The following is a 25,407-nucleotide window of genomic DNA, read 5'->3' on the forward strand; positions in this document are numbered from 1 at the left end:
GCCACTGTCATTTTTAAACTGTTTTAGATAGTGATGTTTGACCATTATGTTTGATATCGGCTTTTCTGAATTATTCTTGTTTGGCGTAATCGCCTTAATTGTCTTGGGTCCTGAGAAGTTACCACAAGCTGCCCGTACTGCTGGGAAATGGTATGCCAAACTGCGTCGTACCATCTCTACTATCCAATCTGAAATAGAAGCCGAACTTGATCTGGCAGAGACTAGGCAACAGATGCAAGATGAGCTGGCTAACATCCGCAAGACCAAAGCCGATATGGACCGCGAAATGGCAGAGATGCGCGGTAGCATAAAAGCGTTCGAAAACTCACAGAATCATAGTCTCAAGTCGCAGCAAAGCCCAATGCCCTCTTCTGCAACTGATAGCACTCAACAGCCGTCTGGAAAAAACTTACCGGCAGAGTTTGCCTATGCTTACGAGGCTTACGAGAGCAGTGCAACTGATGCAATAGGGGATAAGTCAGCGCCAGCAATTGAGGGTGAGACAGTCACTAGTGATGCAACTGTAGCGAAGACTACTAAGCCACTGATAATTACTCGGCCATGGGAAAACATGTGGTTTCGCTTAGGCGATTATGACCGAGTAAGGCGTTTGCCAGCAGCGCCTTATCTACCCAACTATCAGGCTGATATGTTGTTATATACCGCTCCAGCAGTTTCTACTACCTTAAATAGCGTAAATAGCGTAAATAGCGTAAATAGCATAGATAGCGTAAATAGCTCGGTTCGCTTGGATAAACCAGATAGCTTAGATAAACCAGATAGCTTAGATAAACCAGATAGCTTAGATAAACAGGATAGCTTGTATAAACAGGATAGCTTGGATAACTTAAAGCAAGCAGATAGCTCAATGAATAACAGCGCTTTAGATAAACAGCAGGCGAATTAATGAGTTTATTTAAACGCAAAAAGACTCGCCAACAAAAAATAGCAGCGGCAGAAGAGGCCACTATTGCTACTGAAAGCATTGAAAACAAAAATAGCTACGCTAGTGAGCCTGATGAGTTGTTAGATAGCTTAGGCGACATGCCTATTACCCAACATCTCATTGAGTTACGTGGTCATCTGATCAAGATATGCGTGGCAGTGTTAGTAATATTTTTGGCTTTAGTAGGGTTTTCACGCGAGCTGTATGACTTTTTGTCAGACCCGTTAGTTGCTCAGCTGCCTGCTAATTCGACGATGATTGCTACTGATATTACCTCTAACTTTATGGCACCAATTCGATTGACGATCTTTGTCGCTGCTTTTTTTGCTATGCCTTTTATCTTGTATCAAATATGGTCATTTGTAGCGCCTGGTTTATATAAGAAAGAAAAGAAGGTCGCCGTTCCAGTATTATTATCTTCTATAGTGCTGTTCTACGCTGGGGTCGCCTTTGCCTACTTTATCGTGCTCAAGGGCGTACTGAAATTCTTTATTATGTTTGCTCCACAAAACGTGCTACCAATGACTGATATCGACAGCTATCTCAGCTTTGCGCTAAAGTTGTTTATGGTATTTGGCCTGACTTTTGAGATTCCAGTAGTGACCTTTTTATTGATATTGGTCGGTATAGTCTCCATTCAGAGCTTAGAGGATAAACGTCGTTATATCATCGTTGGTTGTTTTGGTGTAGCAGCAATAGTCACGCCGCCTGATGGCATATCAATGTTGATGCTAGCTATCCCTATGTGGTTATTGTTTGAGTTAGGCTTATTACTGGCTAAAATTTTAATTAAGAAAGATAAGCAAAAACAGCTTAATACAGATTTAGAATAAGGATCGAGCTAAGCACTTAGGACAGTTAATTTGATTGAGGATAAGTAAAAAACTAGTAACTGAAGCGTTGATTATTGCCTTACTTATCTAATGCCAATATCCTTTATACTATTAATATTAATTGCGTTATAAATTTCAATATTTCAATATTTTTCAAATACTTATGGCTCTCATTATTTTATAACGCTTAGAGTTTTGATATTCGCTAACGTCTACGGGCCATCGTTTATACCTTGGCTTTTTTTTAGCACTACTGCTTTTGTTGATTGTAGTTTTATTCATTTTTATAGTTCAATCTTTATCCTATTATCAGGTAACTTGTTTATGTCCGCATCTATGCCCGCTTATATGAGTAGTCCTACCGATGAGCAGCTAAATGCGCTCAATATGGCGATGGACCATAAGTCATTCAAAGTGGTGGCGTATGCCGGAGCTGGTAAAACCACTACCCTAAAACTAATTGGTGAGCGCTTACGTGGCCGCGGCTTATATTTAGCCTTTAATAAAGCCATCGCTAATGATGCGCGCTCCAAGTTTCCCGGTCATGTAGATTGTCGCACTTTTCATTCGCTGGCTTACCGTCACGTGCCACGAGATATTACCGCTAAGTTATCACTACCGAGATTTTCACCCAAACGCTTAGGGGATGATCTAGGCTTGCAGCCAGTACAAGTGCGTCGACAGATGGATGGGGTTAATAAATATATTACTTTAACACCAGCACGCTTGGCACGTTTTGTCAGTGATGCGGTAAGTGGTTTTTGTAGTACTCATGCCAGCTATCCGGCGCCAAGACATCTCGAATTTCCTAAATGGCTCGATGATTCTGATGCCGAGCAACTGCGTGAGATGCTGTATCCTGCTGTTGAACAGCGTTGGTTGCAGTCCATAGACCCTCGCCATCCGGCGGGTATCGGTCATGATATTTATCTGAAATTATGGGCGCTATCTAAACCTAGCATTCCTGCTGACTTCATTTTGTTTGATGAAGCGCAAGACGCTGATCCACTAATGATGGGCATATTAACCCAGCAGTCGAAGCAAGTTATCTATGTCGGTGATGCGCATCAGCAGATTTATGAGTGGCGTGGTGCTGTTAATGCGATGAAAAAACTACCGCTACCGCAAACTTTATTGACTCAGTCTTTCCGTTTCGGCGATCCTATCGCTGAGATTGCTAATACTTTGCTAAAAGCATTGCAAGAAGACGTGCCGTTAGTGGGCAACCCTAATAAAAATTCCTCTACTGAAAAAGAGCTAGTACATAGCAAAAAAGATGCCATCCTCTGTCGTACGAATGCCGCAGCTATGTCACAGTTATTAACGGGATTAAAACTAGGTCATCGAGTAGCATTACAAGCGGATACTGAGCGCATGCTTAAGTTCTGCCAAGCTGCTGAAAATTTGAAGAATGGTAAGTCGGCTTATGGGGTTCCTGAGTTAGCATACTTTTATAATTGGTCAGATGTACAGGAATACTCTGAAACCAATGAAGGCAGTGACCTAAAGACTTTGGTCAAGCTAGTCGATGACCATGGCACCAAAGTATTGACGCAAGCCGTGAATAGTCTCACCCGTATCGAAAATGCTGACTATGTGATTTCAACCGCGCATAAAGCCAAAGGCTTAGAGTGGGGTCGTGTCCAGCTCGATGATGACTTTTATTATGATGTCACTACTAATGGTATTAAGATTAGCCCTGAGGAGTTACGCTTGCTTTATGTGGCTTGTACCCGCGCACAAAGCAATTTAGATATCCATAATATTCAACCGTTAATATCAGGTTTGCAGACAGGTAAAAAGGTGATTTATGGGTCTTAAGTTTGGTTGGATATATTCACAATTCTTTAAACTGAGCTTGATTGTTTGTAGGCTGGGTTTTTAACCCAGCATCTTAATTTTACAAAATATTGAAGCTGACTGAAAAACTTAGCCTACGCTAGCTATATGACTTAATTCCGCTACACTTTAAAACTCTTAGCACGATAATGTTTAATCCAATAGCCACTACCTTTTAAAATATCAATTCAAACCAACATAGAAAAATACCGATAAGCTATCATGTATTTTTTAGACTATACCCTATGAGCTCAATGTCTTTTCAAAACAAATTCTTTGCCAGCCCTGTCCGCCTCCTCGCTCCAATGGACGGCTTGACTGATCCTCTAATGCGCCAAATCTTAACTCAAATTGCCGTGGATTTAGGCCGGCCTTATGATTGGTCAGTCAGTGAGTTTATAAGAGTCACTCAGCACGTCTTGCCCGCTCATGTGTTTTATAAATATGTGCCAGAACTGCACCATGATGCCAAGACCGCATCGGGTACCCCTATTCATATCCAGCTACTCGGTAGCGAAGCCCAGCTAATGGCAGAAAATGCCGCTTACGCTTGTGAGCTTGGCGCGCCAGCTATCGATATTAATTTCGGCTGCCCTGCTAAGACAGTCAATAGCCATCGTGGTGGCTCAGTACTGTTAGATGAGCCTGAAGTGCTGTATCAGATTATTAGCGCTGTACGTCAGGCCGTTCCTGCCAATATACCCGTTTCTGCCAAGATACGATTGGGCTATACCGATACTAGTAGAATGGATGATATCCAGGCAGCTATCGCTGCTAGTGGTGCCAATTGGCTGACTATTCATGCCCGCACTAAAACCCAAGGCTATAAGCCACCCGCTTATTGGGATAAGATTCACGCCTTTAACTCGTTGGACATTCCGGTGATTGCTAACGGTGAGATTTGGAATGCGGAGCAAGCGCAGGCTTGTATGCAACAGTCGGGAACTAAGCACTTGATGTTAGGTCGCGGCGCTGTTACTCGTCCAGATTTGATTGCAGAAGTACGGAAGCTCGACTTAGAACTACCACAAACTGACTCGATGAGTACCCCTGAACTATCATGGCAAACCTTGATCACTCATCAAATCAAATTTTTGCAAGGTACGGCCAAAAGCGATGTAGTATTAGTCGGTCGCTATAAGCAATGGTTAGGTATGCTGACTAAAGGCTATAGCGAAGCGCAGCCTTTATGGAATGCTCTAAAACGTGAAAAAAATAAAGCAGCTATTATCACAGCGCTAGAAGCTACCTCGCTATAATAATAACTGCTGATAACAATAATAACTGCTGATAACAATAATAACTGCTGATAATAGATGCCATAGCTATACAACTTAGACTGTCTTAGGCTAGCCTATGGCAAACTTACTTAGAAAAGCTGATTTTGAGTAGATATCTTGAACTAAGTTTATGCTGTTTAGCTTTACTATTAAGCACTAATTCTAATCGCTAAGTAAAATAGCATGACACAACATGCCATCGATAACAGCCAAAGTATCGAGCGAAACATTGGCAAATTAGTGATATAAGCCACGCAATAACCAATGCGGATAAGCACGTAAAGCCAAGCTAAAATGTTGATGATTGATTGAGGCACGAAGAATAGCATAGCTGCTAATACTGCCACCAAAAATACTGGCAGGGTCTCATAACTGTTCTTTTGGGCCGCATTAGCACGTGCTGCTGCGCCTGTAGTCTGTTGTAAAAAATCACGTGGATGGGCATTATCAGCTAAATTAAAGCCGCCGAACACTTTAGCCATCATCGCCAAACTTACTGGTAGCAAACTCGCTACTATCATCGCCCATAATGCCGATGCTGCAGTATCAGAAATTAACCCAAAAAGTAAATTCATCAGTGTCTCTACCCCTAACCTGCAACAACTTCAAAATCATGAGTGATTTCAACACCGCCTTGTACCAACATGCGACTAGCAGAACAGTATTTTTCGGCAGAAAGTTTAATGGCTCTTTTTACTTGTTTGTCCGCTATATCTGTACCTGTTACTACAAAGTGCATATGAATAGCAGTATAAACAGCTGGAACTGTTTCGGCACGTTGAGCGCTTAGCTCACAGCGTACATCTTTAACCTCTTGACGGCTCTTTTGCAAAATGGAGACTACATCATAACTAGCACAGCCTCCAAGGCCGAGCAAAATCAGCTCCATTGGGCTTGCGCCTTTTTCTTTATCGGCATCTATCTGCACTTCGTGTCCAGAAGGCGCTACACCCATAAATGCTTTGTCTTGTTGCCAAGTTACGCTTGCCTTTAACTCTGCCATTATCCAATATCCTTGTCATAAAATGCTGATTACACCAATCAAAGCTTGGTGCTGAATTTATTATCGATTATTAAAACTTAACTATTAAAAATCAGTTATTAAAAATTAATAGTTAAAATTAGATAACATCAGTTTAGCACAGGATAATGCTGCTTTTTATAGAGTAATTGTCATCTACTGCCTATCCATTATTTACTAGTAGTTAAGCCTTTTTAACTTCAGCTACCTCTCATTAATAAGTAGCTGATCAATTTGCATCAGTAATGCAAAATACTATTACTTAGCTGAAATTTATTATCCATTTAAACACCGATAAACTCTGGTTTTGAGTCATAGAAATAGTATGTAATATCCCCTATAGCGTAGACAATGGGGCATGTTAATTTCATGAAACATTTTATAGCAAAATATTATTACACATTTAGGCTATTTCTTGGTTTAATGACAGTAATGAAACTCATTTTTGTTAGATATCGATGGTAGCCAACGAATAATAATTATGGTCACCATCACTATATCGCATTGAAATGAGCTGTTTTTAGACAAATTAAAAGGGTTAGTCATGATAGATGCAGACGGCTTTCGCGCCAATGTCGGTATCATCTTGGCAAATACACAAGGACAAGTACTATGGGCAAAACGTATTGGTCATAACGCTTGGCAGTTTCCACAAGGTGGTATTGACCATGGGGAAACGCCAATGGATGCGATGTATCGCGAACTCTGGGAAGAGGTCGGTTTACATCCGCGGCACGTAGACTTATTAGCGGTTACGCAAGATTGGTTGCGTTATCGTTTACCCAAGCGCTATGTGCGCCATGGACAATATCCTTTGTGTATCGGGCAAAAACAGAAATGGTTTTTGCTACGCTTAGATGAGCCAAATACTCAACACATCCGCTTTGATGAAGGAAAACCTGAATTTGACCATTGGCAATGGGTCAGCTACTGGTATCCACTCGGACAAGTGATTCACTTTAAACGCGGAGTATATCGTCGGGCTTTACAGGAGCTAGTACGTGAGCTGCCGCTAAAGCAAGAGTTGATTATTCCAGACCAGAACAATCATCTGTTAATGGAATAAACAGATAATAACCCTGGTCATAAACCAATAAATGCCTGTATCAAATTCTAAATCATTTAGAACTTGATACAGGCATTTTTGTGCTTGATAGATAAACATATTTACTTTAGTGATTAGTTATTAATATATTAGTACTTATTAGCTATCACTATGTATCAGCCCTGCAGTACTCATTGCTATCCCTACTGCTAACTCTCCACATGCGCTAACTCACGACTGATAAGCTGAATCTTAAAATCTGCGTTTCGATTGGCTAGTTCTATTGGCCTAACAGCATCGTATTTATTATACAAAGTTAAGATGCTTTGCGTACGAGTCGCATATAGCGGCATCGGAGCGTCTAAATCAGTCAAAGTTGCCGGCTCAATATAAATAGAAGACAACGCTTGTTCTATAGTAGGAGCAATACCTGTATCTGGCAGTTCGTGCGCTGGGGCTGGCACGGAATCAGACAATATCTCAAAGGCCGCTGCTTGCCAGTAGTCAGCCGCACTATCCTCAGCTATTAACGGCAGCACTTCTTGGCGTAGCCTAGCGCGTAGCCGTTCTGTCTTAAACCAACGCTCTTCTGGCTGGCCATTAGATAACACATGCAGTCCTGCATGCAAAGCTGTAGGCGCATGACCACGATTATTGACGATGATCGCTTGCTTAGTGTCACCGATGATTAGATTGAAGCCTGCGTAGTCCTGTAAGTTAATCTGCCGTGCAAAGGCCATCGGGGTCAGATCACTAGTCAAAAATTCAGTCACCAACTCACCACGTGACCGCTCATCAGTAGTTGCTTGTATCCCATCACGGAAGTTCAATACAGCGGCCCAACGACCATTGTGCTGATAAAGTGCTGACCCCTCAGCATCGTTACTTTTATGCTGCTGCTGCTGATGGATACCTAACCAAGTACCACCACTTTGACGATCACGACCGGCATAGATTGGCTGATCTAGCCACTGATGTAGCGGCTCAGTTGGGCGCTGCAAAAACTCATCACGGTTAGATAATAATACTAGGGGCAGCTGATCAAATAACTGCCAAGCAATAGCGACTATGCACATGACTATCCTTATTTCTGTTGCCACAGTGGCTGATTTTCATAACTGCCAGTTTTAATGAGTAGCAGCTTTAATAACTAGCATTGTTAATAGCTAGCACTCATAGCACTCATAGCACTCATAGCAATCACTAGCTTTAATAGTTACCAGACAATACTTTATTAGCAGGATAGCTGAGCTGATAAGTAGACTGAATCACTTGTGATTGTTTGCTCGGTAGTTCGAACTCCCAAGCAACTATGCCTTTATTATCATTCCAGTCACGCTCGGTAACAGGTGGCGTATGAGTCACGGCAACTTTTAGACTGTCATCACGACTGATAGGCTCGCTACCTAATACCTGCAAGCGCATAGAACGAGTATGCTGGTTAGTAAACTGATAAGCTTGTGTCTTAGTAAAGGTTTGGGTGCGATTAAACGCCCCTTTATCGCCTTGCTTATCCTCGTCAGCTAACTGCTTAACGATAGTATTAGGGTCAATACCAAAGCCAATACCCTGCTCTTTTAGCAGCTGATAGCTGTAACGTGACTGACCAACGTAATTGTCATCACGGTATAACTGTAATGATCCATCAACCCAAGCTGGGGTCAAAAACGGCGCTGATGCATACCAGTATCCTGCCATCTCTTGGCTTGGGGTACTACGAATCCACAGCTTACTGCTACCTGACTGCTCATCAATCAAAGTACGCACCCGTCTACCATCGCTTGGAATACTAATGCGCTGCGGTAGCTTATACTCGATAATACCGTTTTTATTTTCACTGCTCACCGTAAAGTTCGGCAGCGCTGCCCCTGCGACTTTTGCAGAACGCTCATAACTCGCATCTACCATTACGATAGAAGGCTCCATCATCGGTGGGACACTTACGACGCCGTCTTTATTTTCTTCATATAAGGATAGTCGTGGCACATTGGGCAGTTGGCCAGTAGTGTTCTGATTAGGATTGACAGAGCTCAAAGTCAAAGGCACGTTTATCCAGTTCTCTCCCGTTTGCTGGGCAATAATAGCAGAGGCAATAATGCTGAGCTGCTTACTCTCTGTGTTCAGCCGTGCCTGATAGGTTGGCTCCCAACCTGCACCACGCACTTGATAATGCAGCTTGACTGAGCTGGGGCTGCGACTAGCCGTACGTACGCTGACTTGGGTAACATTATCACGAGTCGAGGTAGTGCTGCCCGCCATCAGCTGATTTAGCTCATCTTGTGCACGCACTTGGCGCTGCTGAATATCTAAGATTCTTTTATTAATAGCTGCAGCTTGTGCTTCTATATCACGAGTATTATTAGTCAGCGTACCTTCTATAGTTATTTGCGTAACTTTAGTCAGATTTTGCAAGTAGGCTTTGGCTAACTGTGCGGCCTCTAGTTCAGCTTTAATCGTCGCTAAGCTCTGCTGTCCAACTTGTACTTTTGCATCGCCTTGATACTGACACTGCGCCGCCTGCTCACCACTTAATTCCTCGATACTCACTTCACCGATGTTGACATTGCCCAAGGCCTGAACACTCAAACTTTCTTTATCAATATAAGGCGATAAACAAGAAAAAACTAAAGTCTGTTCACCACTACCAGTGATAGGTAGGGCCCGAGTTACGCTAGCCAAACCTTGATAAATAGTGACTTGCTCTACGCTACTCGCAGCCGCTTGTACACTAGGGCTAATCATAGTTAATGCAGCGGTAGTAACTAGTGATAAGGGCAGCCATTTATTGCTGGCCATTCCCAGGCTAGCGTTGGCTACTAGCTGTGAATTTGCAGTGACAGATACTAGTGAAGTCATTGACTTTGATGAGTGCGCTTGCATAATAATCCCTTAGTAGTCAGTACGCTTTTTTCTATACTATCGCTTTTCTAAACCCTTTGCCATCCATTGCATGCTAATGATGTCCGTGAGCGTAAAATTTGTTATGATAGTCAGCATTTTATTATCCATATTATGATGCCCTTATGATGATTCACCCACAGTATGATCCTGTAGCTCTATCCATGGGCCCAGTAGCCGTACATTGGTATGGCCTGATGTATTTATTGGCTTTTGCCGCCGCTTATGGTCTCGCCTGGTATCGCAGTACTAAACGTGATAACTGGTCGAACGATATGGTATCTGACTTAGTGTTTTTTGGTGCACTAGGGGTAATATTGGGTGGCCGTGTTGGTTACGTATTGTTTTATCAGTTTGGCGAATTATTACAGAACCCAGCTTACTTATTTAAAGTTTGGGAAGGTGGCATGTCTTTCCATGGTGGCCTGATTGGCGTTGGTCTTGGCATGCTATATTTTGCCCGTAAATATAAAAAGACGCCTTTTCAAGTACTGGACTTTATCATTCCTTGTGTGCCCACAGGACTGTTGTTTGGACGCATCGGCAACTATATAAATGGTGAGCTGTGGGGACGAGTATCTGATGGGGGCTATAACTGGCTTACTTTTTTTCCACAAGCCGCTCAAGCTGATATTACTTTACTGCAAACCAATCCTACGCTACAAGCTTTAGTTACTGAAGTAAATGGACAATCCCTATTGCCGCGCCATCCTTCACAGCTCTATGAAGCGCTTGCTGAAGGCTTGCTGCTGTTCTTATTCTTATGGTGGTATTCATCGAAGCCACGCCCACGTATGGCGGTTACTGGCGTATTTATGCTAGGTTATGGCTTGAGCCGTTTTATCATTGAATTCTTCCGTCAACCAGATATGGATCAAGGTTTTATCTTATTAGGTTGGATGACTAAAGGGCAAATACTCAGCGCTCCAATGATCCTTATTGGTATCTTCTTGATAGCTTATGCCTATAAGCGTGGTATTTATGATTGGGGCAAACAGGCGGCTTATTAAAGGCTTTGCGCAAGCGAGTATCAAGTAGCTTCTATAAAAGTTAGTAAAGGGTTAAGAGCAGAAAATCTAGCAAAGACTATTTTTCCTGCTCAGCCTATAAGTTATCTTTTCAGTGTTTTCAATTCATCTTTGGCCTACAGCTATCTGCTTATACAGAAAATGGATACGCAATAGGCTCATGGTATTGGTAATCGGTAACTTTAAAATCATCCAATGTGACCCAAGTTTCGATATCTTCAAGAGATTTAATTTCAGGGTTGATATGCAGCTTAGCTGCGGGGTAAGGTTGGCGTTTTAATTGCACATCGCGCATTAACTCTAACTGATCTGCATAAATATGCGCATTTACTATCTTATGATAAGCACTTCCTGCTTCATGGCCGGTAATTTGAGCCATTAAAGCTAATAAGGTAAAAACTTGGATCTGATTAAAGTTTTGACCTAATGGCACATCACATGAACGTTGCGAGGACGTTAAATACAGCTTTCCTCCTAACAATGAAAACGTGTGAGTATGCATACAAGGACGCAAACATCCCATCTCAAACTCACCTGGATTATAGAAAGTTAGAATTTCACCTCGATCATCAATCCCGTTGCGCAGATTGTCGTAAATCTTACGAAGCTGATCGAACTCCTCCCCTACTGAGTTACACCAACGGCGTCCCTGTACACCATAGACTCGGCCCATATCATCCTCACCTTTACGATAAGGATTGGCTAACCAAGCTTCATTATCATTAGCATTGGCATTCCAAGTATTACAGCCAATCGCCCGAAACTGAGCGGCATTATCATATCCACGTATATACCCCAACAGCTCTGCGATAGCTGCTTTCCAATAACTTTTGCGAGTAGTTACTAAAGGGAACTCATTAGCTCCTACATCATATTGCAAATCAGCATTAATAACGGTTAAACAACGCTTTCCAGTTCGTTCATTTTCAACCCATACACCTTCATCGATTATGCGTTGACACAAATCTAGATATTGTTTCATTCAATCACCTTAGTTAGACTAAACTTCTTTCTCATCAGGCTGTGTTTCTATTGCCATGCGGTCACGGCACATTTTACCTGACGAGTTCTTAAGTATTATAAAGTTTGAGACTTGATTGTACAAACCTGTGGGTGAAATCAGCGATCTATCTGCTCAACTAGTATCACATCGCCTGCATGATCTTCATCAATCAGCTGCATTAACTGGGGTCGCACCAAAGTAGCTCCTGATAAGTTTTCAACATAGCAGGTGGCAATTTTGTAGTCACTATCTTTGGCAAATGCTATGAGTTCGCTTTTGGCACGCTTAGCATTTTGTTCTTTGGTAGACGCTCGTAGATACGCTCTGATAAACATAAACACCTAAAATAGTCTGTTATAAGTGGTTCCATTATAGCAGTCTGTTTTAAGTAGTCTGTTAATAGGTTTATAGCGTAAAATAGATGGTTCCCTTGGGGTATACCCAATCTAGGCAAAAAATAAATGTACTGCTCATTTCTACAGGAAAACTTCATACTAAGGGCTCGAATAACTATTATTTGAGCTTCAAAGCATCAATGACGGCTCGTAGCGCAGGTGACACATTGTGATGCGGATAATATAAATGAAAACCGCTAAAGGTATGACTGAACTCTCTCAATATATGAATAAGCTTGCCGTTTTTTAGCTCATTTTTAATCATATCGATAGGCACATAACCAATACCCAGTCCTCGTTTTGCAGCATCAATCACTGAATAATCAGTCGAAAACACCCATTGTCCTTGCGTCTTTAATTTATATGGCTGCCCATCAACCATAAAGTCCCAGTGATAAATGCCGCCACTCATAAATCGATAGCCCAAACAATTATGATCGTTTAAATCCATTGGGGTTTTAGGAAGGCCAAACTCATTGAAGTAGTCTGGCGAACCGACCACAGCAATCTCCTCATCATAATCGATACGTACTGATATCATGCCTTCAGTAACTAAGCTACCAAAGCGAACGCCGGCATCAAATTGTGTGCTGACAATATCCGACAACGCAGTATCGCTTATCAATTCCAATTCAATATCAGGATATAGCTGTTTGAATTTGGCCAGCTTTGGTAACAGCACTTTATCAATAGCATACTGACCAGCACTGATGCGCACCAACCCTGCAGGCGTTTCGCGTAAATGCTTGAGTCCATCCAACTTCCTATCTAACGAGCCAAAACTCTGCTCAGCGGTCACAAATAACTGCTCACCTGCCTGTGTCAAAGACAAGCTACGTGTGGTTCTCGTGAATAACTGTAGACCTAAGCGCTGCTCTAATAACTTGATAGAGCGGCTCAGTGCGGATTGTGATATCCCAAGTTTGACAGCGGCCTTAGTAAAACTGCTTTCTTGAGCAACCAATAAGAAAGCATGCAGCTCATTATAATTCTCTTGTTGTCGCATATTCAGAACCTGAGTGAATAAATAAAAGTTAAAAAATGGGTATTATCACTAGAATCGTAGAAGTATAAGATAATCTCATGACTTCAAAGAATATATTTTAAAAAACTTTGTCTTGTTTAGAACACGGCTATTCCCTCTCACATATGATAAGTAATCATGAGCTAAGTGATTATTTATTATCAAAAAGGAAGTCCAATGACCTTACCATCAATGTTAAAAAAGTTTAGCTTGGGATTACTTGTCAGCTCAACCATTCTTGGAGCGAATCATATGGCACATGCAGCCACATCTACCGTCCCACTCGTACAAAAATGGGATAAAACCTTTACTAAAAGTGACAGCGTCACACATCAAAAAGTAACGTTCAAAAACCGTTATGGCATTACGCTTGCCGCAGATCTTTATATACCAAAAAATTATAAGGGTAAAAAGCTGTCAGCATTGGCTGTTGGTGGGCCTTTTGGCGCTGTGAAAGAACAGTCATCAGGATTATATGCCCAAAAAATGGCAGAACAGGGCTTTGTCACTATTGCCTTTGACCCTTCGTATACGGGCGAAAGCAGCGGTCAGCTTAGAAATGTAGCCTCACCAGATATCAATACTGAAGATTTTAGTGCGGCAATAGATTACTTAGGATTACGTCCTGAAGTTGATAGAAATCGGATTGGCATTATTGGTATCTGTGGCTGGGGCGGCATGGGACTGAATGCGGCGGCGATGGATACACGCATCAAAGCGGTCGCCACGACCAGCATGTACGATATGAGCCGTGCGATGGGACATAGGGTAGGTGACGGTAATGATCGCTATGATGCGGACGATCGTCAAGCGGTATTAAAACACCTCAATCAACAACGCTGGGTAGACGCAGAAAAAGGCCAACCTGCGACAGCCAATCATGACCTCTATGTGGACGATAACGGTAAAGTGACCACGGCGGATCGTATTTTGCCTAAAGCGTTAGATAGCAATCCAAACCCTGTACAAAAAGAGTTTTTTGATTACTACCGCACGGCTCGGGGTTTTCATAAAAACTCAGTTAATTCCAGTGGAGCATGGACGGCGACGACTCCTTTATCATTTATGAATATGCCACTGCTGAGCTACATCGACGAGATATCTCCGCGTCCTATTCTAATCATTGCTGGTGAGGATGCCCACTCGCTTTATTTTAGTCAAGATGCTTATCAAAAAGCCAAACAACCAAAAGAGCTACTCATTTTACCAAATACGAACCATGTCGATTTATACGACCGCATGGATAAAATTCCCTTTGACAAGTTAACAGACTTTTTTAACAAAAATTTGAAATAAAAAAGCAAGATAGTGAGTTATAAAGACAACCGGCTACGTGGTAGCCGGTTTTTGGTTTGGTTTAAAATCCGTTTTTTTAATAGAGTCTCAATACAATATCGAGAGTGTGTATGTTAAGCACCAAAGAAGTAGACAAGAATATAGAACAGCCCGCTTACTGGAGTGGGGTCTTTGCCATGACCTTATGCGTTTTTGCATTGATTGCATCAGAGTTTATGCCGGTGAGTCTACTCACGCCGATCGCAGTAGATCTTAAAATCAGTGAAGGGATGGTGGGTCAAGGTATTGCCATTTCAGGTGCTTTTGCGGTTATCACAAGTTTGACGGTCTCTCGTGTAGCAGGTAGCATGAATCGTAAAACGCTATTGTTGCTTTTAACCGCCATTATGGCTATATCAGGAGCCATTGTTGCGCTTGCGCAAAATTATATGGTTTACATGATAGGCCGAGCTTTGCTTGGGATGGTTATCGGCGGTTTTTGGTCAATGTCGGCGGCGATGGCAATGCGTTTAGTACCCAGCTCAGATGTACCTCGTGCAATGGCCATTTTTAACAGTGGCAACGCCTTGGCAATGGTCATTGCTGCCCCTTTAGGGAGTTATCTTGGCTCAATCATTGGTTGGCGCGGCGCTTTTCTTTGTCTGGTTCCTGTCGCCATACTGGCATTTATTTGGCAGTGGATCAGTTTACCTTCCATGCAAGTCACCATAGATCAAACAGAAAAACCTCCCTCTATTTTGGGGTTGCTCCGTAATCCTGTCGTGATGATTGGTATGTTGGCAGTCAGTTTGTTTTTTATGGGGCAGTTCTCGCTTTTTACTTATATAAGACCTTTTCTAGAGACCGTTACCCAAGTTGGTATTTCTACCTTGTCATTGATTTTGCTTGGCATTGGCGTGATGGGTTTTATTGGCACGTGTGTGATTACCATTTTCTTGGAGCGGCGTTTTTATGCAACTTTGATTGTGATTCCTATTCTCATGGCGGCAATTGCAGCGACGCTGATATTTTTTGGTACATCGACCATGATTGTGGCTGTATTGCTCGGCATGTGGGGGTTTTTAGGAACAGCAGCACCCGTTGGGTGGTGGGCTTGGCTTGCTCGAACGCTACCAGAAAATGCAGAAGCAGGTGGTGGATTAATGGTAGCGGTAGTTCAGCTGGCTATTGCTTCGGGTTCAACATTGGGTGGTGTACTTTTTGATCATAGCGGTTATCAAGCAACGTTTGTGTTTAGTGCAATTATTTTAGTGATTTCTGCGTTCTTAACATTGCGATTGGCCATAAGGTAACTGCTTTAAGGGAGTTTGACAGATGAATGTGAATAACCGCATGATGATCATGATGGCAATTGGTGTCATGTCAGCATTAAGCGCTTGTGCTGACTATCAAAATGGTACATCAAACTCACCCGTTGTGCATCAAGACGTGACACAAAACACAAGCCACAATAATACGGTGCAACCGATATCAGAAAAGGAACAATTGAGGATGTGGATGAAGGTTAACGGACATCGTTTTGAAGTGACGTTTGAAGACAATGCGACTGCGAACGCTTTTGCGGCACAATTACCCTTAACGTTAAATATGGAAGACTTGCACAGTAACGAGAAGCATACCCAGTTACCAAATGCAGTGCCAACGAATGCCAGTCGTGCAAATACCATTCATAATGGTGACATCATGTTATATGGCTCATCAACGTTAGTGGTATTTTATAAGAATTTCTCCTCATCATATTCTTATACGCGTATTGGTAGAGTGAACCAGCCTGATAAATTAGCCGATATATTTGGGCAAGATAATGTGCAAATTGCATTTAGTCGTGACTGACGCTGATTGATACCAATCATCCTACAATCGAAGGTTTAAATTCTCACTATGTTGGCGCTCCTTGTTCCCATAACGGTGATTATGTTAAAAAGAAATTCGCTGAATATATTATTGAAGATAACCTACAGCTAAAACAGAAGATAAAGCAGTCTTAAGAGACATGATTTCAATTTACGGATTCGTTGATTGATAGGGTTTTAGGGTAACTTCTAAGCTAGGATTAAGTGTTTTTACGTGTATTGATAAAACATAACATATCTTGCTTATGTCGTTGAGCATTGATTACTACTAATCCCAATGTTAGACCACTAAAATATTGCCTATAGAAATCCTAACAATGCCATTTAACCGTGCCAGCTACGCTGTGAGCTAGCAAGATACTACTATCGATAATTATTAGTCATATGCGGTTATTAAGCCTGAATTAATAATAACAGTATAAACGCCACTTATAACTACTATTTTTGCTAGTGTCTATGCTAGTATTTATACCATGCTGTTTTTACTAAGCCATTTTTTATTAATGATCAAGGATATTCCATGAGTTATGCCAATACCCAAGTGGCCCAAATCGCCGCTATTAGTAACAATCGCTGTATCGGTAAAGGCAATGATTTACCTTGGCATATCTCAGCCGATTTGCAGCATTTTAAACAGCTAACTACTGCAGAAACCGTCAATGCCATAAAAGGCATCGTTATTATGGGTCGCAAAACTTTTGAATCTATGGGCAGCAAGCCTTTACCTAAGCGGGTTAGCTTTATTATTACTAGCCAGCTAGATTATGCCCAGCAACAAGGCTTAGAGGGCAAAGACAACGCTTACGTAGTGCATAACTTAGATGATGCTTTGACCCAAGCTGCCAGTCTAGCGCATGGTGCACATTTAGAGACTATTTGGGTTATCGGTGGTGAAAAAGTATTTAGCGACGCCTTACTCTATACTGATCGCATTGAGCTGACTCATGTTGATACTGAGATTGAGGCTGGTGATGCTTTTTATCCTCAGCTACCTAGTGACTTCACTGTAGCGCAGCAGTCTGAGCAAATGCATGATGACAAAAGCAGTTTAGACTTTAAATTTGTGACTTACCAAAGAAAAGCCACTAATTAATAGTGGCTTATTGGCTACCGCTATCAGGTTTTGCATCAGTGGTTTATGTCAATCAAGCCACTGATTTGTAGATTACTCATGCAACACTTTATAGACGGTCTTGGCTAGTATTGGCCCTATACCTTGCACCCCTGCCAGCTCTTGCTGCGAGGCACCTAGTAACTGCTGTAAACCACCGAAATGATTGAGTAAGTCACGGCGACGCTTCTCCCCTAGCCCAGGGATCACTTCTAATACTGACGATGAGCGACGCTTGTCACGCTTTTTACGATGGGCAGTAATCGCAAATCTATGCGCTTCATCGCGAATATGCATCAGTAAATGCAGCGCTTTGCTATCCATAGGCAAGTCGAGCGGCTCGTGATCTAAGAAATGCAGCACTTCTAGCCCTGCTTTACGCCCCTCACCTTTGGCAACGCCAATTAATAGCGTATCACCCAAGATATTGAGTTCTACCAATACCTCTTTGGCCATACTTAACTGGCCTTTGCCACCATCGATCAACAGTAAATCTGGCAACGGCTGCTTTTTATAGCGGCGGGTCAGTACTTGCTTCATCGCCGCATAATCATCACCGCCAACGATATCATGAATGGCATACTGCCGATAGTCACGACGCCTTGAGCCCCCTTGGTCAAACACTACGCAGCTACCAATAGTCGCCTCACCCATAGTGTGCGAAATATCAAAGCATTCGATACGATCGATCACTCGATCACTTACTGAGGCTAGTACATCCTTCAACGCGCCAAAGCGAGCATGCAGCTCTAAATAATCACCCAGCTTAGTCTTCAAAGCATTATTGGTATTGAGCGTTGCTAAATCTAACCATTCAGCACGGTGCTCACGTACGCTATTTTTTATTACCACTTTACTACCGAAATGGGTTGCCAAGGCTTCAGCGACAGCACTTTGATCCGGTAACTTGTGGCTTAAAATAATCTCGCCCGGCAAATCATCGGTTACTTGGAAATAAAACGACATTATAAAAGCTGATAGATTATCTTCTAGTGGCAGACTACTATCTACATCAGGGAAGTAGTTCTTACCGCCAAGTACGCGTCCGCCGCGTACCGTCAGCACATTCACTGTGGTCATACCCGCTTGGCTGGCAATGGCGATCACATCTGCCTCACCTTCTATAGTATAAACTGCTTGTCGCGCCTGCACTTCGCGTAGCATCGATAGCTGATCTCGATAAAAAACCGCTTTTTCAAAATCCAGCTCTTCAGCCGCACCTTCCATCTTTTCAATCAAGGCACTATGAATATCGCTAGAATCGCCTTTAAGAAAGCGAATAGTATTATTCACATCCTCGATATAATCCTCAGGGGTCACTAAACCCACGCAAGGGGCACGGCAACGCTTGATCTGATACTCTAAACAGGGGCGCTTACGTTGTTTGAAAAAGCTATTAGTACACTGGCGCATCTGAAACATTTTTTGCATCAGTACTAAAGTTTCTTTAGCCGCATGTGCCGAAGGAAATGGCCCAAAAAACTTACCCTTTTGATGATTGCCTTTGCCACGACCATAAGCCAAGCGTGGATAAGGTTTATCGGCGGAAATAAACACATAGAGATAAGATTTATCGTCACGCAACATGACGTTATAAGGCGGACGATGCTCCTTAATCAGATTTTGCTCAAGCAATAGCGCTTCAGTCTCGCTCCGAGTAATAATGGTTTCGATATTATGAATACGAGCCACTAGCGCACGAGTTTTTGGATGATCAATGGTCTTAGCGAAGTAGCTATTAACCCGACTTTTCAGCGATTTAGCCTTGCCTACATAGAGAATATCACCATTTTTGCCCAGCATTTTGTAGACCCCTGGCAAGTTTGGCAGGCGTTTAATAAGATGCTTTAGACGAGCTTGCTTATCCTCTTTATCGATGGCTATCTTTTTATTATCGATATGCTTTTCATCGTCAACAACGCTTGATTTTGAATCAGTGACCATAGTGAACTGTACTCTCAGAAAATGCTGTAATGCATTTATTTATGGGGCAATTCTACTGTTATTGCAACAACGCATCAGGGTAAAGCGGTAGCAAAACCACATTAAAGCGACATTACAACTATAAGTCCATCTATAACTATAAAGATCTTAACCTTAAATAATAGTAAGCTCACTATACGAGATACTAATACCTTATGCCAAAGTAAGTGGGCAAGTAAATGGCAAGTAAGTGGTCAAGTAAAGATAGGTTTGACTGGTTTTGAATGCGCATCTAGTACCTACAAAATCCAGATGCAGCAGTAGTTAATAACTTATAGCCTACTTTTTCTAATACAAAATCTTAGTTTAGTCCTAAAGGGCGCACAAAAGTAGCAGCAATAGTGCCGACCGTTACTACTTTACCAGTAGTTGCTGCCATCTTCACCGCAATAGTATCTACATACCCAAAAACGATAACCCCGAAATGCTAAGGTGATACGCTAGCGCTTGGCTTGCATCAGCGCTCATTCATGCTTAAGATAAGCATTGCTTTAATTACCCTTTAAGACTGGCTAGTGCTGCTATTTTTAACTATTATGGTTATCTTTTGCGCAGCTAAAGCTTAGATAACCGCTATAATTATAAAAAACAACAGGACAACCCTATGAACCTATTACCAAAGAATTTTGAGTCGTTCAAGCGTAAGACTAAAAAAAACATTATGCCGCTGTTGTCTCCTCATTTGCTTAAATTGCGTATTAATACTTATGCGCCTTATGTTGGTGCCGGTATTAAAGTTGAGCATGTCAATCTTGATCATGGCTTATGCGTAGTTAGCATGGGACTCAATGCGATGAATAAAAATATCGTTGGCACCCAGTTTGGCGGTAGCCTGTATTCGATGGTTGATCCTTTTTATATGACTATGTTGATGCACCAGCTTGGTAGTAGCTATGTGGTTTGGGACAAAAGCTCACATATTGAGTTTATCGCCCCTGGCAAAACTAGAGTCACCGCACGTATGAAGATCCCTAATGATGAGATAGCCACTATCCGTGACCTAGCAGAGCAGGGTGAAGCGGTATTTCGTGACTATAAGACCGACATCGTCGATGATCAACAAAAAATTATCGCTACTGTGACTAAAACGGTTTATATTCGTCTGCGTAAGCACAGCAAATCTAAAAACCAGAGCAGTCCATTAGATACTGTTGATTAAGTGACTAATAGATTAGCAGCTTGACTAATATTAAAGTCTATAGATACAAAAACCCCAATCTGGCATCAGCAAGATTGGGGTTTTGTCTTTTTTGGTACGCCTACTTATTAATATGATAAACCTATGAATAAGGGCTTGTAGCGAGCACTAAGTCTACTGATTTACTTCAACCTATCCATCAATGAATGAAGCTGAAGTAACGGTAGTCTTAAATAAGTGCTTAGATACCTGGTGCAGTATCGGCTGGAACGTTAGCATCAGTCTTTTTCTGAGCGACTTTTTTAACTGGACGAGCGCCAAGTTTTTCACGGATACGTGCTGATTTACCAGAACGCTCACGTAAGTAGTACAGTTTCGCACGACGAACAGCGCCGCGACGTTTCACTTCAATGCTATCAACGATAGGTGAATGCAATTGGAAAGCACGCTCAACACCAACACCGCTCGAAATTTTACGAACAGTAAATGCTGAGTTTAGACCGCGGTTACGCTTAGCGATAACAACGCCTTCAAAGGCCTGTAAACGCTCACGATCGCCTTCACGTACTTTTACTTGAACCACGACAGTATCGCCTGGGCTGAAGCTTGGGTGCTCACGTAGTTGGGCATTTTCGATGACTTGAACTAATGGATGCTTGTTGCTCATGAGAGTTATCTCCTCACATTAGATAATAGAGGCTAAGCGCATATCACCTGTTTGTAATAATTAATTATATCTGTAATAAGATACAAGGTAAGGGTTATACAAACGGCCATTATGGTATGACCTGTTTTGTTATTGCGCAAAATTTTAACGATTAACTATTTTTTAACGGTTATTGCTGTCTGCTTTTGCTAAGGCTTTTAGCCACTTCGCTTGCTGAACATTGGGAGTAAACGCTTGCCATAAGTCTGGACGCCGCGCTTGCGTACGTTCAACTTGCTGACTAAAACGCCACTTGGCAATGTTGGCATGATGACCTGAAAGTAGCACTTCCGGGACAGCCATACCTGCAAACTCATGCGGCTTAGTATAGTGTGGGCAGTCAAGCAAGCCATCGACGAACGAGTCTTGCTCAGCTGATTGATCATCACCCATAGTATCTGGTAGACGACGAATCACACTATCCATTAGTACCATCGCTGGCAGCTCGCCACCAGTAAGCACATAATCACCAACTGACACTTCGCTATCAACATATTGTGCTAATAAGCGCTCATCTATGCCTTCGTAACGACCGCACAATATAATCATGCCGTCATACTCAGCCATATCGAGCACTTTACTCTCACTCAGCGTTTGCCCTTGTGGTGACATATAAATCACCGGACAATGCGCTTTGTCAATACGACAGCCATGTAAGCTAGCTCGCTGACGAGCATCATCAATAGCTTGCGCTAAAGGTTCAGCCATCATGACCATGCCAGGACCACCACCATAAGGACGTTCGTCAATACGGCGGTAGTTATCAGTAGTATAATCACGCGGGTTAATGCACTCTATAGTGACCTGATTCTGAGTCACTGCTCGCCCCGTAATACCAAAATCACGAATCGATGCAAACATCTCAGGAAAAATACTAATCACTGCAAAATACATCTTAGGCCCGCTTGTTTAACTACTCAGCTTAGTGTCATCACCTTAACTTATTAGAGGTAAATGACGGCTACTCACACTGAACTAACAGTCTGTTATTAGTAGTCGCTTGGCCAATCTACAGTTACCGTTTTGCTAGTCTTATCGACTTGCACTACGGTTTGCTTATGCCAAGGTATCAGACGCTCTTCACCATCTATACTGTCTGAAGTAACGGCTACACGCATAATATCATGGGCACCCGTTTCAAACATTTCGGTGATATCACCTAGATACTCATCTTGCTCGTTTATGACTCGCATACCTACCAAATCTGACCAATAAAACTCATCAGCAGCAGTCTCTGGTAGTATATCTTGCTCAACCCAAACGGTAACTCCGTTCATAGTCTCAGCGACGTTACGGTCAGGAACTTGCTCAAACTGAGCAACTATCCCTGTACCTTGCTGACGCCAAGCTTTGACAGTCAACGGCTTCATACCAGTAGCGGTTTTCATCCACCACGGCTGCATGCCAAATATGTCTTCGCGATTATCAGTTTCACTAAATAACCATAACCAGCCTTTAATGCCGTAAGGCTTTTTGAGCTGGGCAATTTTCATGAGGGATTTAGCGTCTGGAGCAGATGACATAACAGCGAACCTAGCTTTGTATAAGCACTTATTAATGTGAACATCAACAGCCACTTAAAACAGCAATAAACAGTTAATGGCGTAGCCTGGTTAGACCAGTTACGCTATGTTTTAAAGCGGGCTAATAAAAATGAATGATTAAATAACTGACGCTGTTTAATCATTTACTTATCTAATTAGCCGATAAACTAATACTTAAGCTTTAGCTTCGGTAGTAGCTGCTTTGTTATAAGACTTTACTAAAGAAGCAACGCGATCTGAAGGTTGTGCACCTTTCTCGATCCAAGACTTGTACGCTTCCATGTTTACGCGTACTGCTTCTTCTGAATCTTTAGCTAGCGGATTAAAAAAGCCAATATTTTCGATGTAACGGCCATCACGCGCGCGGCGTTGATCTGCTACTACTACTTGATAAAATGGGCGTTTCTTGGCACCGCCCCGTGCTAAACGAATAACAACCATGTGAATTCTCTCTTTCGCAGGTATACCAAAAAGGGCGTAATTATAACATAGTATTTTATTATTAAACACCTAAACTAGGTTTATTTAATGCTTTTATAACCGTGACTTAACGCTAATCACTCTGACGAATGGCTGCCGATTCTTAGAGCTGGCGTTTGGTTAGTGAAAAGTCTAGTAGTGCCCATAGCACCTGAATAACTATTGCACTATACTTCATACATTATTACCTATTGTCCAGAGCCACAACTGCTTATGATATCTCCGAATCCACGCTCACGCCGTCAAGGCTGGTTTACTCGCTCCTATTCCAATAGTTGGAAAACCACGATGATGGTTACTTTTATTGTAATCATTAGCGTTAGCTTATCGATATGGTTTTTTTGGCGCAGTCTTTATTTACCAGAGCTCAAAAGCCATGCACGCTATTTGACTAGTGAGCTGCGTCTGATGAATAGTGTCAAACGTGACTGGCGAGATAATCCACAAATGCAGCAGTGGGTCTATCAGCACTCACATGTGGCAGTAGTGAATAACCCTAGCGACTTCCCAAAGGTGGAAGATAAAGCTTTTGTAGGCTTATTCACTGACGTGCTGCAACATGAGATTGGGGCTCAACTTGGGCGTCCTGTAGCGGTGTATTTTAAATTTAAACCTACTCCCCAGTTGTGGGTACAAGACAGTCGTGATACTAGCTTTTGGATTCGCGAGTCGGTGGTCTATTACTCACAGTACAGTCCAGTATTACTAATATTATTTTTGTTTGGCTTACCAATATTGACCTTATTGACTATTATTTTATTAGCGCGTCAGCTTAATCGTCCACTGCGTTACTTGCAGCGGGCAGCAAACAATTATATCCGTCTGGGTCATGCGACTACTTTGCCAACGAATAGTGGCCCTACTGAGATTCGGCAAGTAAACACCGCGTTTAATCGTCTGTTCACTACCCTTAACCAAGCACAAAAAGAGCGTACTATTATGCTCGCTGGAATTTCTCACGATCTGCGTACTCCTCTGACCCGCATGCGCCTAACTGCTGAGATGCTGCCGGATGACTTTTTCCGTGAAGGGCTTATTTATGATGTAGAGGACATGGATGCGATCTTAGAGCAGTTTATCTCATTTATGAAAGATGGCTCTGATGAACCAGTGCGCTTAACCAACTTAGACACTATATTTAAAGAGATTATGGTGCAGTTTGCGCCAATGAAGTTTATCTATCAGTCTGAATGTAATAACGCCGTTCCCGTACGCCCTTTATCAATCAAACGCCTGATCATCAACTTAGTTAACAACGCTAACCGTTATGGTAAGCCACCGATCTATTTATCGGCTAAGGTAGTACCCATTCTTAGCGAGGCTGAGCTGGAAGAAGATAGTGAGATAGGTGGAGAAAGCCAAGTGAATAAAGAGGCTAATGAGCAATTAGTGATTTGTGTACGTGACTGTGGTGAAGGCGTCGCAGAGGATCAGTTGGAGCGTATTATGCAGCCCTTTGAGCGCGGAGAGACAGCACGAACTACCCAAGGTAGCGGCTTAGGCTTGGCGATTGTTAGTCGTATTGCCCGCCTACATCATGGGAAAGTCGAAGCTATTAATCATCCTGATGGTGGCTTAGAGGTTTGTGTGCGTATTCCACTAATCTCTAAAGTTACTGGGGACGAAGCCTCAGCTGGTGACGCTAAAATTATTGCTGATAATACAATAGCAGGGCAATAAATACTGCTGGCTACTCTACTTTACCAACAGGCGGTGCGATATATGTGGCGCTATTGGTAAAAGCCAGTGGCTGTATTATCTCAGCTTCAACCAACTTTAGACTGTCAGTAACTGACGGCTGCGGTATAAATAAGTAGTAGGCTAAAGTGATAGCGTTTATTAATACTAAACCGCCAAATAGATAACGCATTGTTTGTGCTCCTGTATTTCAAACAGTAAGGCCCATCCCCTTCACTATCTTCAACTCATTAATAAGTTTGTTGATAACCAACTGCTGCCTAGCCAGCTATGTTTACATTCAGAC

The 25,407-nt window shown here is 42.3% G+C and carries 24 protein-coding genes and 1 pseudogene; 12 read left to right on the forward strand and 13 right to left on the reverse strand.

Translation table 11 applies throughout. The annotated features are described in order from the left end of the window. The first annotated feature begins 46 nt into the window (after positions 1–46). The 4 genes from tatB (at position 47) to KZA12_RS07440 (ending at position 4,877) form a co-directional block, all read left to right on the forward strand. The gene (gene tatB, locus KZA12_RS14870; protein ID WP_256932890.1) at positions 47–907 is read left to right on the forward strand and encodes a Sec-independent protein translocase protein TatB; all 861 of its coding nucleotides are present in this window, start codon (positions 47–49) and stop codon (positions 905–907) included. Between the two features lie 137 nt (positions 908–1,044). After that, on the forward strand, positions 1,045–1,779 hold the full coding sequence (tatC, locus tag KZA12_RS07430; RefSeq protein WP_373416599.1) for a twin-arginine translocase subunit TatC: 735 nt from the start codon (positions 1,045–1,047) through the stop codon (positions 1,777–1,779). Between the two features lie 324 nt (positions 1,780–2,103). After that, complete coding sequence (locus tag KZA12_RS07435) at positions 2,104–3,600, forward strand: UvrD-helicase domain-containing protein (RefSeq protein ID WP_218689798.1); 1,497 nt, start codon at positions 2,104–2,106, stop codon at positions 3,598–3,600. Between the two features lie 272 nt (positions 3,601–3,872). Beyond that, the gene (locus KZA12_RS07440) at positions 3,873–4,877 is read left to right on the forward strand and encodes a tRNA-dihydrouridine synthase (RefSeq protein ID WP_218689799.1); all 1,005 of its coding nucleotides are present in this window, start codon (positions 3,873–3,875) and stop codon (positions 4,875–4,877) included. A 170-nt stretch (positions 4,878–5,047) separates the two neighbouring features. On the opposite strand, the gene KZA12_RS07445 is transcribed toward KZA12_RS07440, so the two are convergent. Together KZA12_RS07445 and KZA12_RS07450 are read right to left on the reverse strand one after the other, a co-directional pair. Next, positions 5,048–5,473 (reverse strand): MAPEG family protein, encoded by a 426-nt coding sequence (locus KZA12_RS07445; RefSeq protein WP_201622924.1) that lies wholly within the window; start codon positions 5,471–5,473, stop codon positions 5,048–5,050. A 14-nt stretch (positions 5,474–5,487) separates the two neighbouring features. Continuing rightward, positions 5,488–5,901, reverse strand: coding sequence for an OsmC family protein (locus KZA12_RS07450; RefSeq protein ID WP_218689800.1), 414 nt, complete (start codon positions 5,899–5,901; stop codon positions 5,488–5,490). Positions 5,902–6,463: 562 nt separating this feature from the next. On the opposite strand from KZA12_RS07450, the gene KZA12_RS07455 reads away from it, so the two are divergent. Beyond that, entirely contained in the window at positions 6,464–6,985 is a 522-nt protein-coding gene (locus KZA12_RS07455) for an RNA pyrophosphohydrolase (protein ID WP_201622922.1), read from the forward strand. Between the two features lie 188 nt (positions 6,986–7,173). Here KZA12_RS07455 and KZA12_RS07460 read toward each other — a convergent pair whose 3' ends face one another. Continuing rightward, entirely contained in the window at positions 7,174–8,040 is an 867-nt protein-coding gene (locus tag KZA12_RS07460) for an NRDE family protein (protein WP_218689801.1), read from the reverse strand. 133 nt (positions 8,041–8,173) lie between these two features. Further along, entirely contained in the window at positions 8,174–9,844 is a 1,671-nt protein-coding gene (locus KZA12_RS07465; RefSeq protein ID WP_256932880.1) for a DUF4139 domain-containing protein, read from the reverse strand. Between the two features lie 143 nt (positions 9,845–9,987). Between KZA12_RS07465 and lgt the strand changes: the two genes are divergently transcribed. Beyond that, positions 9,988–10,872, forward strand: coding sequence for a prolipoprotein diacylglyceryl transferase (lgt, locus tag KZA12_RS07470; protein ID WP_201622920.1), 885 nt, complete (start codon positions 9,988–9,990; stop codon positions 10,870–10,872). A 148-nt stretch (positions 10,873–11,020) separates the two neighbouring features. On the opposite strand, the gene KZA12_RS07475 is transcribed toward lgt, so the two are convergent. From KZA12_RS07475 to KZA12_RS07485, 3 genes and pseudogenes are all read right to left on the reverse strand, one after another. After that, positions 11,021–11,872, reverse strand: coding sequence for a thymidylate synthase (locus tag KZA12_RS07475; protein ID WP_218689802.1), 852 nt, complete (start codon positions 11,870–11,872; stop codon positions 11,021–11,023). Positions 11,873–12,012: 140 nt separating this feature from the next. Continuing rightward, positions 12,013–12,228: pseudogene (locus KZA12_RS07480) on the reverse strand (recombinase family protein); the annotation flags it as partial. A gap of 178 nt (positions 12,229–12,406) precedes the next feature. Continuing rightward, on the reverse strand, positions 12,407–13,294 hold the full coding sequence (locus KZA12_RS07485; RefSeq protein WP_218689803.1) for a LysR family transcriptional regulator: 888 nt from the start codon (positions 13,292–13,294) through the stop codon (positions 12,407–12,409). A 195-nt stretch (positions 13,295–13,489) separates the two neighbouring features. Here KZA12_RS07485 and KZA12_RS07490 point away from each other — a divergent pair, with 195 nt between their 5' ends. From KZA12_RS07490 to KZA12_RS07505, 4 genes are all read left to right on the forward strand, one after another. Continuing rightward, complete coding sequence (locus tag KZA12_RS07490) at positions 13,490–14,608, forward strand: alpha/beta hydrolase (protein WP_218689804.1); 1,119 nt, start codon at positions 13,490–13,492, stop codon at positions 14,606–14,608. 110 nt (positions 14,609–14,718) lie between these two features. Then, a complete protein-coding gene (locus KZA12_RS07495) occupies positions 14,719–15,900 on the forward strand; it encodes an MFS transporter (protein ID WP_218689805.1) in 1,182 nt (393 codons plus the stop codon). A gap of 205 nt (positions 15,901–16,105) precedes the next feature. Then, a complete protein-coding gene (locus KZA12_RS14875) occupies positions 16,106–16,441 on the forward strand; it encodes a cyclophilin-like fold protein (RefSeq protein ID WP_227677217.1) in 336 nt (111 codons plus the stop codon). 540 nt (positions 16,442–16,981) lie between these two features. Continuing rightward, complete coding sequence (locus KZA12_RS07505; protein ID WP_201622913.1) at positions 16,982–17,554, forward strand: dihydrofolate reductase; 573 nt, start codon at positions 16,982–16,984, stop codon at positions 17,552–17,554. 72 nt (positions 17,555–17,626) lie between these two features. Here the strand turns inward: KZA12_RS07505 and uvrC are convergent, their stop codons facing one another. Next, entirely contained in the window at positions 17,627–19,456 is a 1,830-nt protein-coding gene (gene uvrC, locus KZA12_RS07510; RefSeq protein WP_373416600.1) for an excinuclease ABC subunit UvrC, read from the reverse strand. A gap of 703 nt (positions 19,457–20,159) precedes the next feature. On the opposite strand from uvrC, the gene KZA12_RS07515 reads away from it, so the two are divergent. Next, a complete protein-coding gene (locus KZA12_RS07515) occupies positions 20,160–20,714 on the forward strand; it encodes a DUF4442 domain-containing protein (RefSeq protein WP_218689806.1) in 555 nt (184 codons plus the stop codon). A gap of 220 nt (positions 20,715–20,934) precedes the next feature. Here KZA12_RS07515 and rplS read toward each other — a convergent pair whose 3' ends face one another. The 4 genes from rplS to rpsP form a co-directional block, all read right to left on the reverse strand. Next, positions 20,935–21,360, reverse strand: coding sequence for a 50S ribosomal protein L19 (gene rplS / locus KZA12_RS07520; protein WP_201622910.1), 426 nt, complete (start codon positions 21,358–21,360; stop codon positions 20,935–20,937). Between the two features lie 162 nt (positions 21,361–21,522). Next, positions 21,523–22,293 carry a tRNA (guanosine(37)-N1)-methyltransferase TrmD gene (trmD, locus tag KZA12_RS07525; RefSeq protein WP_201622909.1) on the reverse strand — a complete coding sequence of 257 codons (771 nt, stop codon included), beginning with the start codon at positions 22,291–22,293 and terminating at the stop codon, positions 21,523–21,525. A 95-nt stretch (positions 22,294–22,388) separates the two neighbouring features. Further along, on the reverse strand, positions 22,389–22,922 hold the full coding sequence (rimM, locus tag KZA12_RS07530) for a ribosome maturation factor RimM (protein ID WP_201622908.1): 534 nt from the start codon (positions 22,920–22,922) through the stop codon (positions 22,389–22,391). 195 nt (positions 22,923–23,117) lie between these two features. Further along, positions 23,118–23,384: a 30S ribosomal protein S16 gene (gene rpsP, locus KZA12_RS07535; RefSeq protein WP_201622907.1), complete on the reverse strand. Its 267-nt coding sequence runs from the start codon at positions 23,382–23,384 to the stop codon at positions 23,118–23,120. A gap of 252 nt (positions 23,385–23,636) precedes the next feature. On the opposite strand from rpsP, the gene KZA12_RS07540 reads away from it, so the two are divergent. After that, positions 23,637–25,103: an ATP-binding protein gene (locus KZA12_RS07540; protein ID WP_201622906.1), complete on the forward strand. Its 1,467-nt coding sequence runs from the start codon at positions 23,637–23,639 to the stop codon at positions 25,101–25,103. A 10-nt stretch (positions 25,104–25,113) separates the two neighbouring features. Here the strand turns inward: KZA12_RS07540 and KZA12_RS07545 are convergent, their stop codons facing one another. Beyond that, positions 25,114–25,293, reverse strand: a complete 180-nt coding sequence (locus KZA12_RS07545) for a hypothetical protein (RefSeq protein WP_201622905.1) — start codon at positions 25,291–25,293, stop codon at positions 25,114–25,116. Positions 25,294–25,407 lie beyond the last annotated feature (114 nt).

Source organism: Psychrobacter sp. BF1, from assembly GCF_019279065.1.
GTDB lineage: Bacteria > Pseudomonadota > Gammaproteobacteria > Pseudomonadales > Moraxellaceae > Psychrobacter > Psychrobacter urativorans.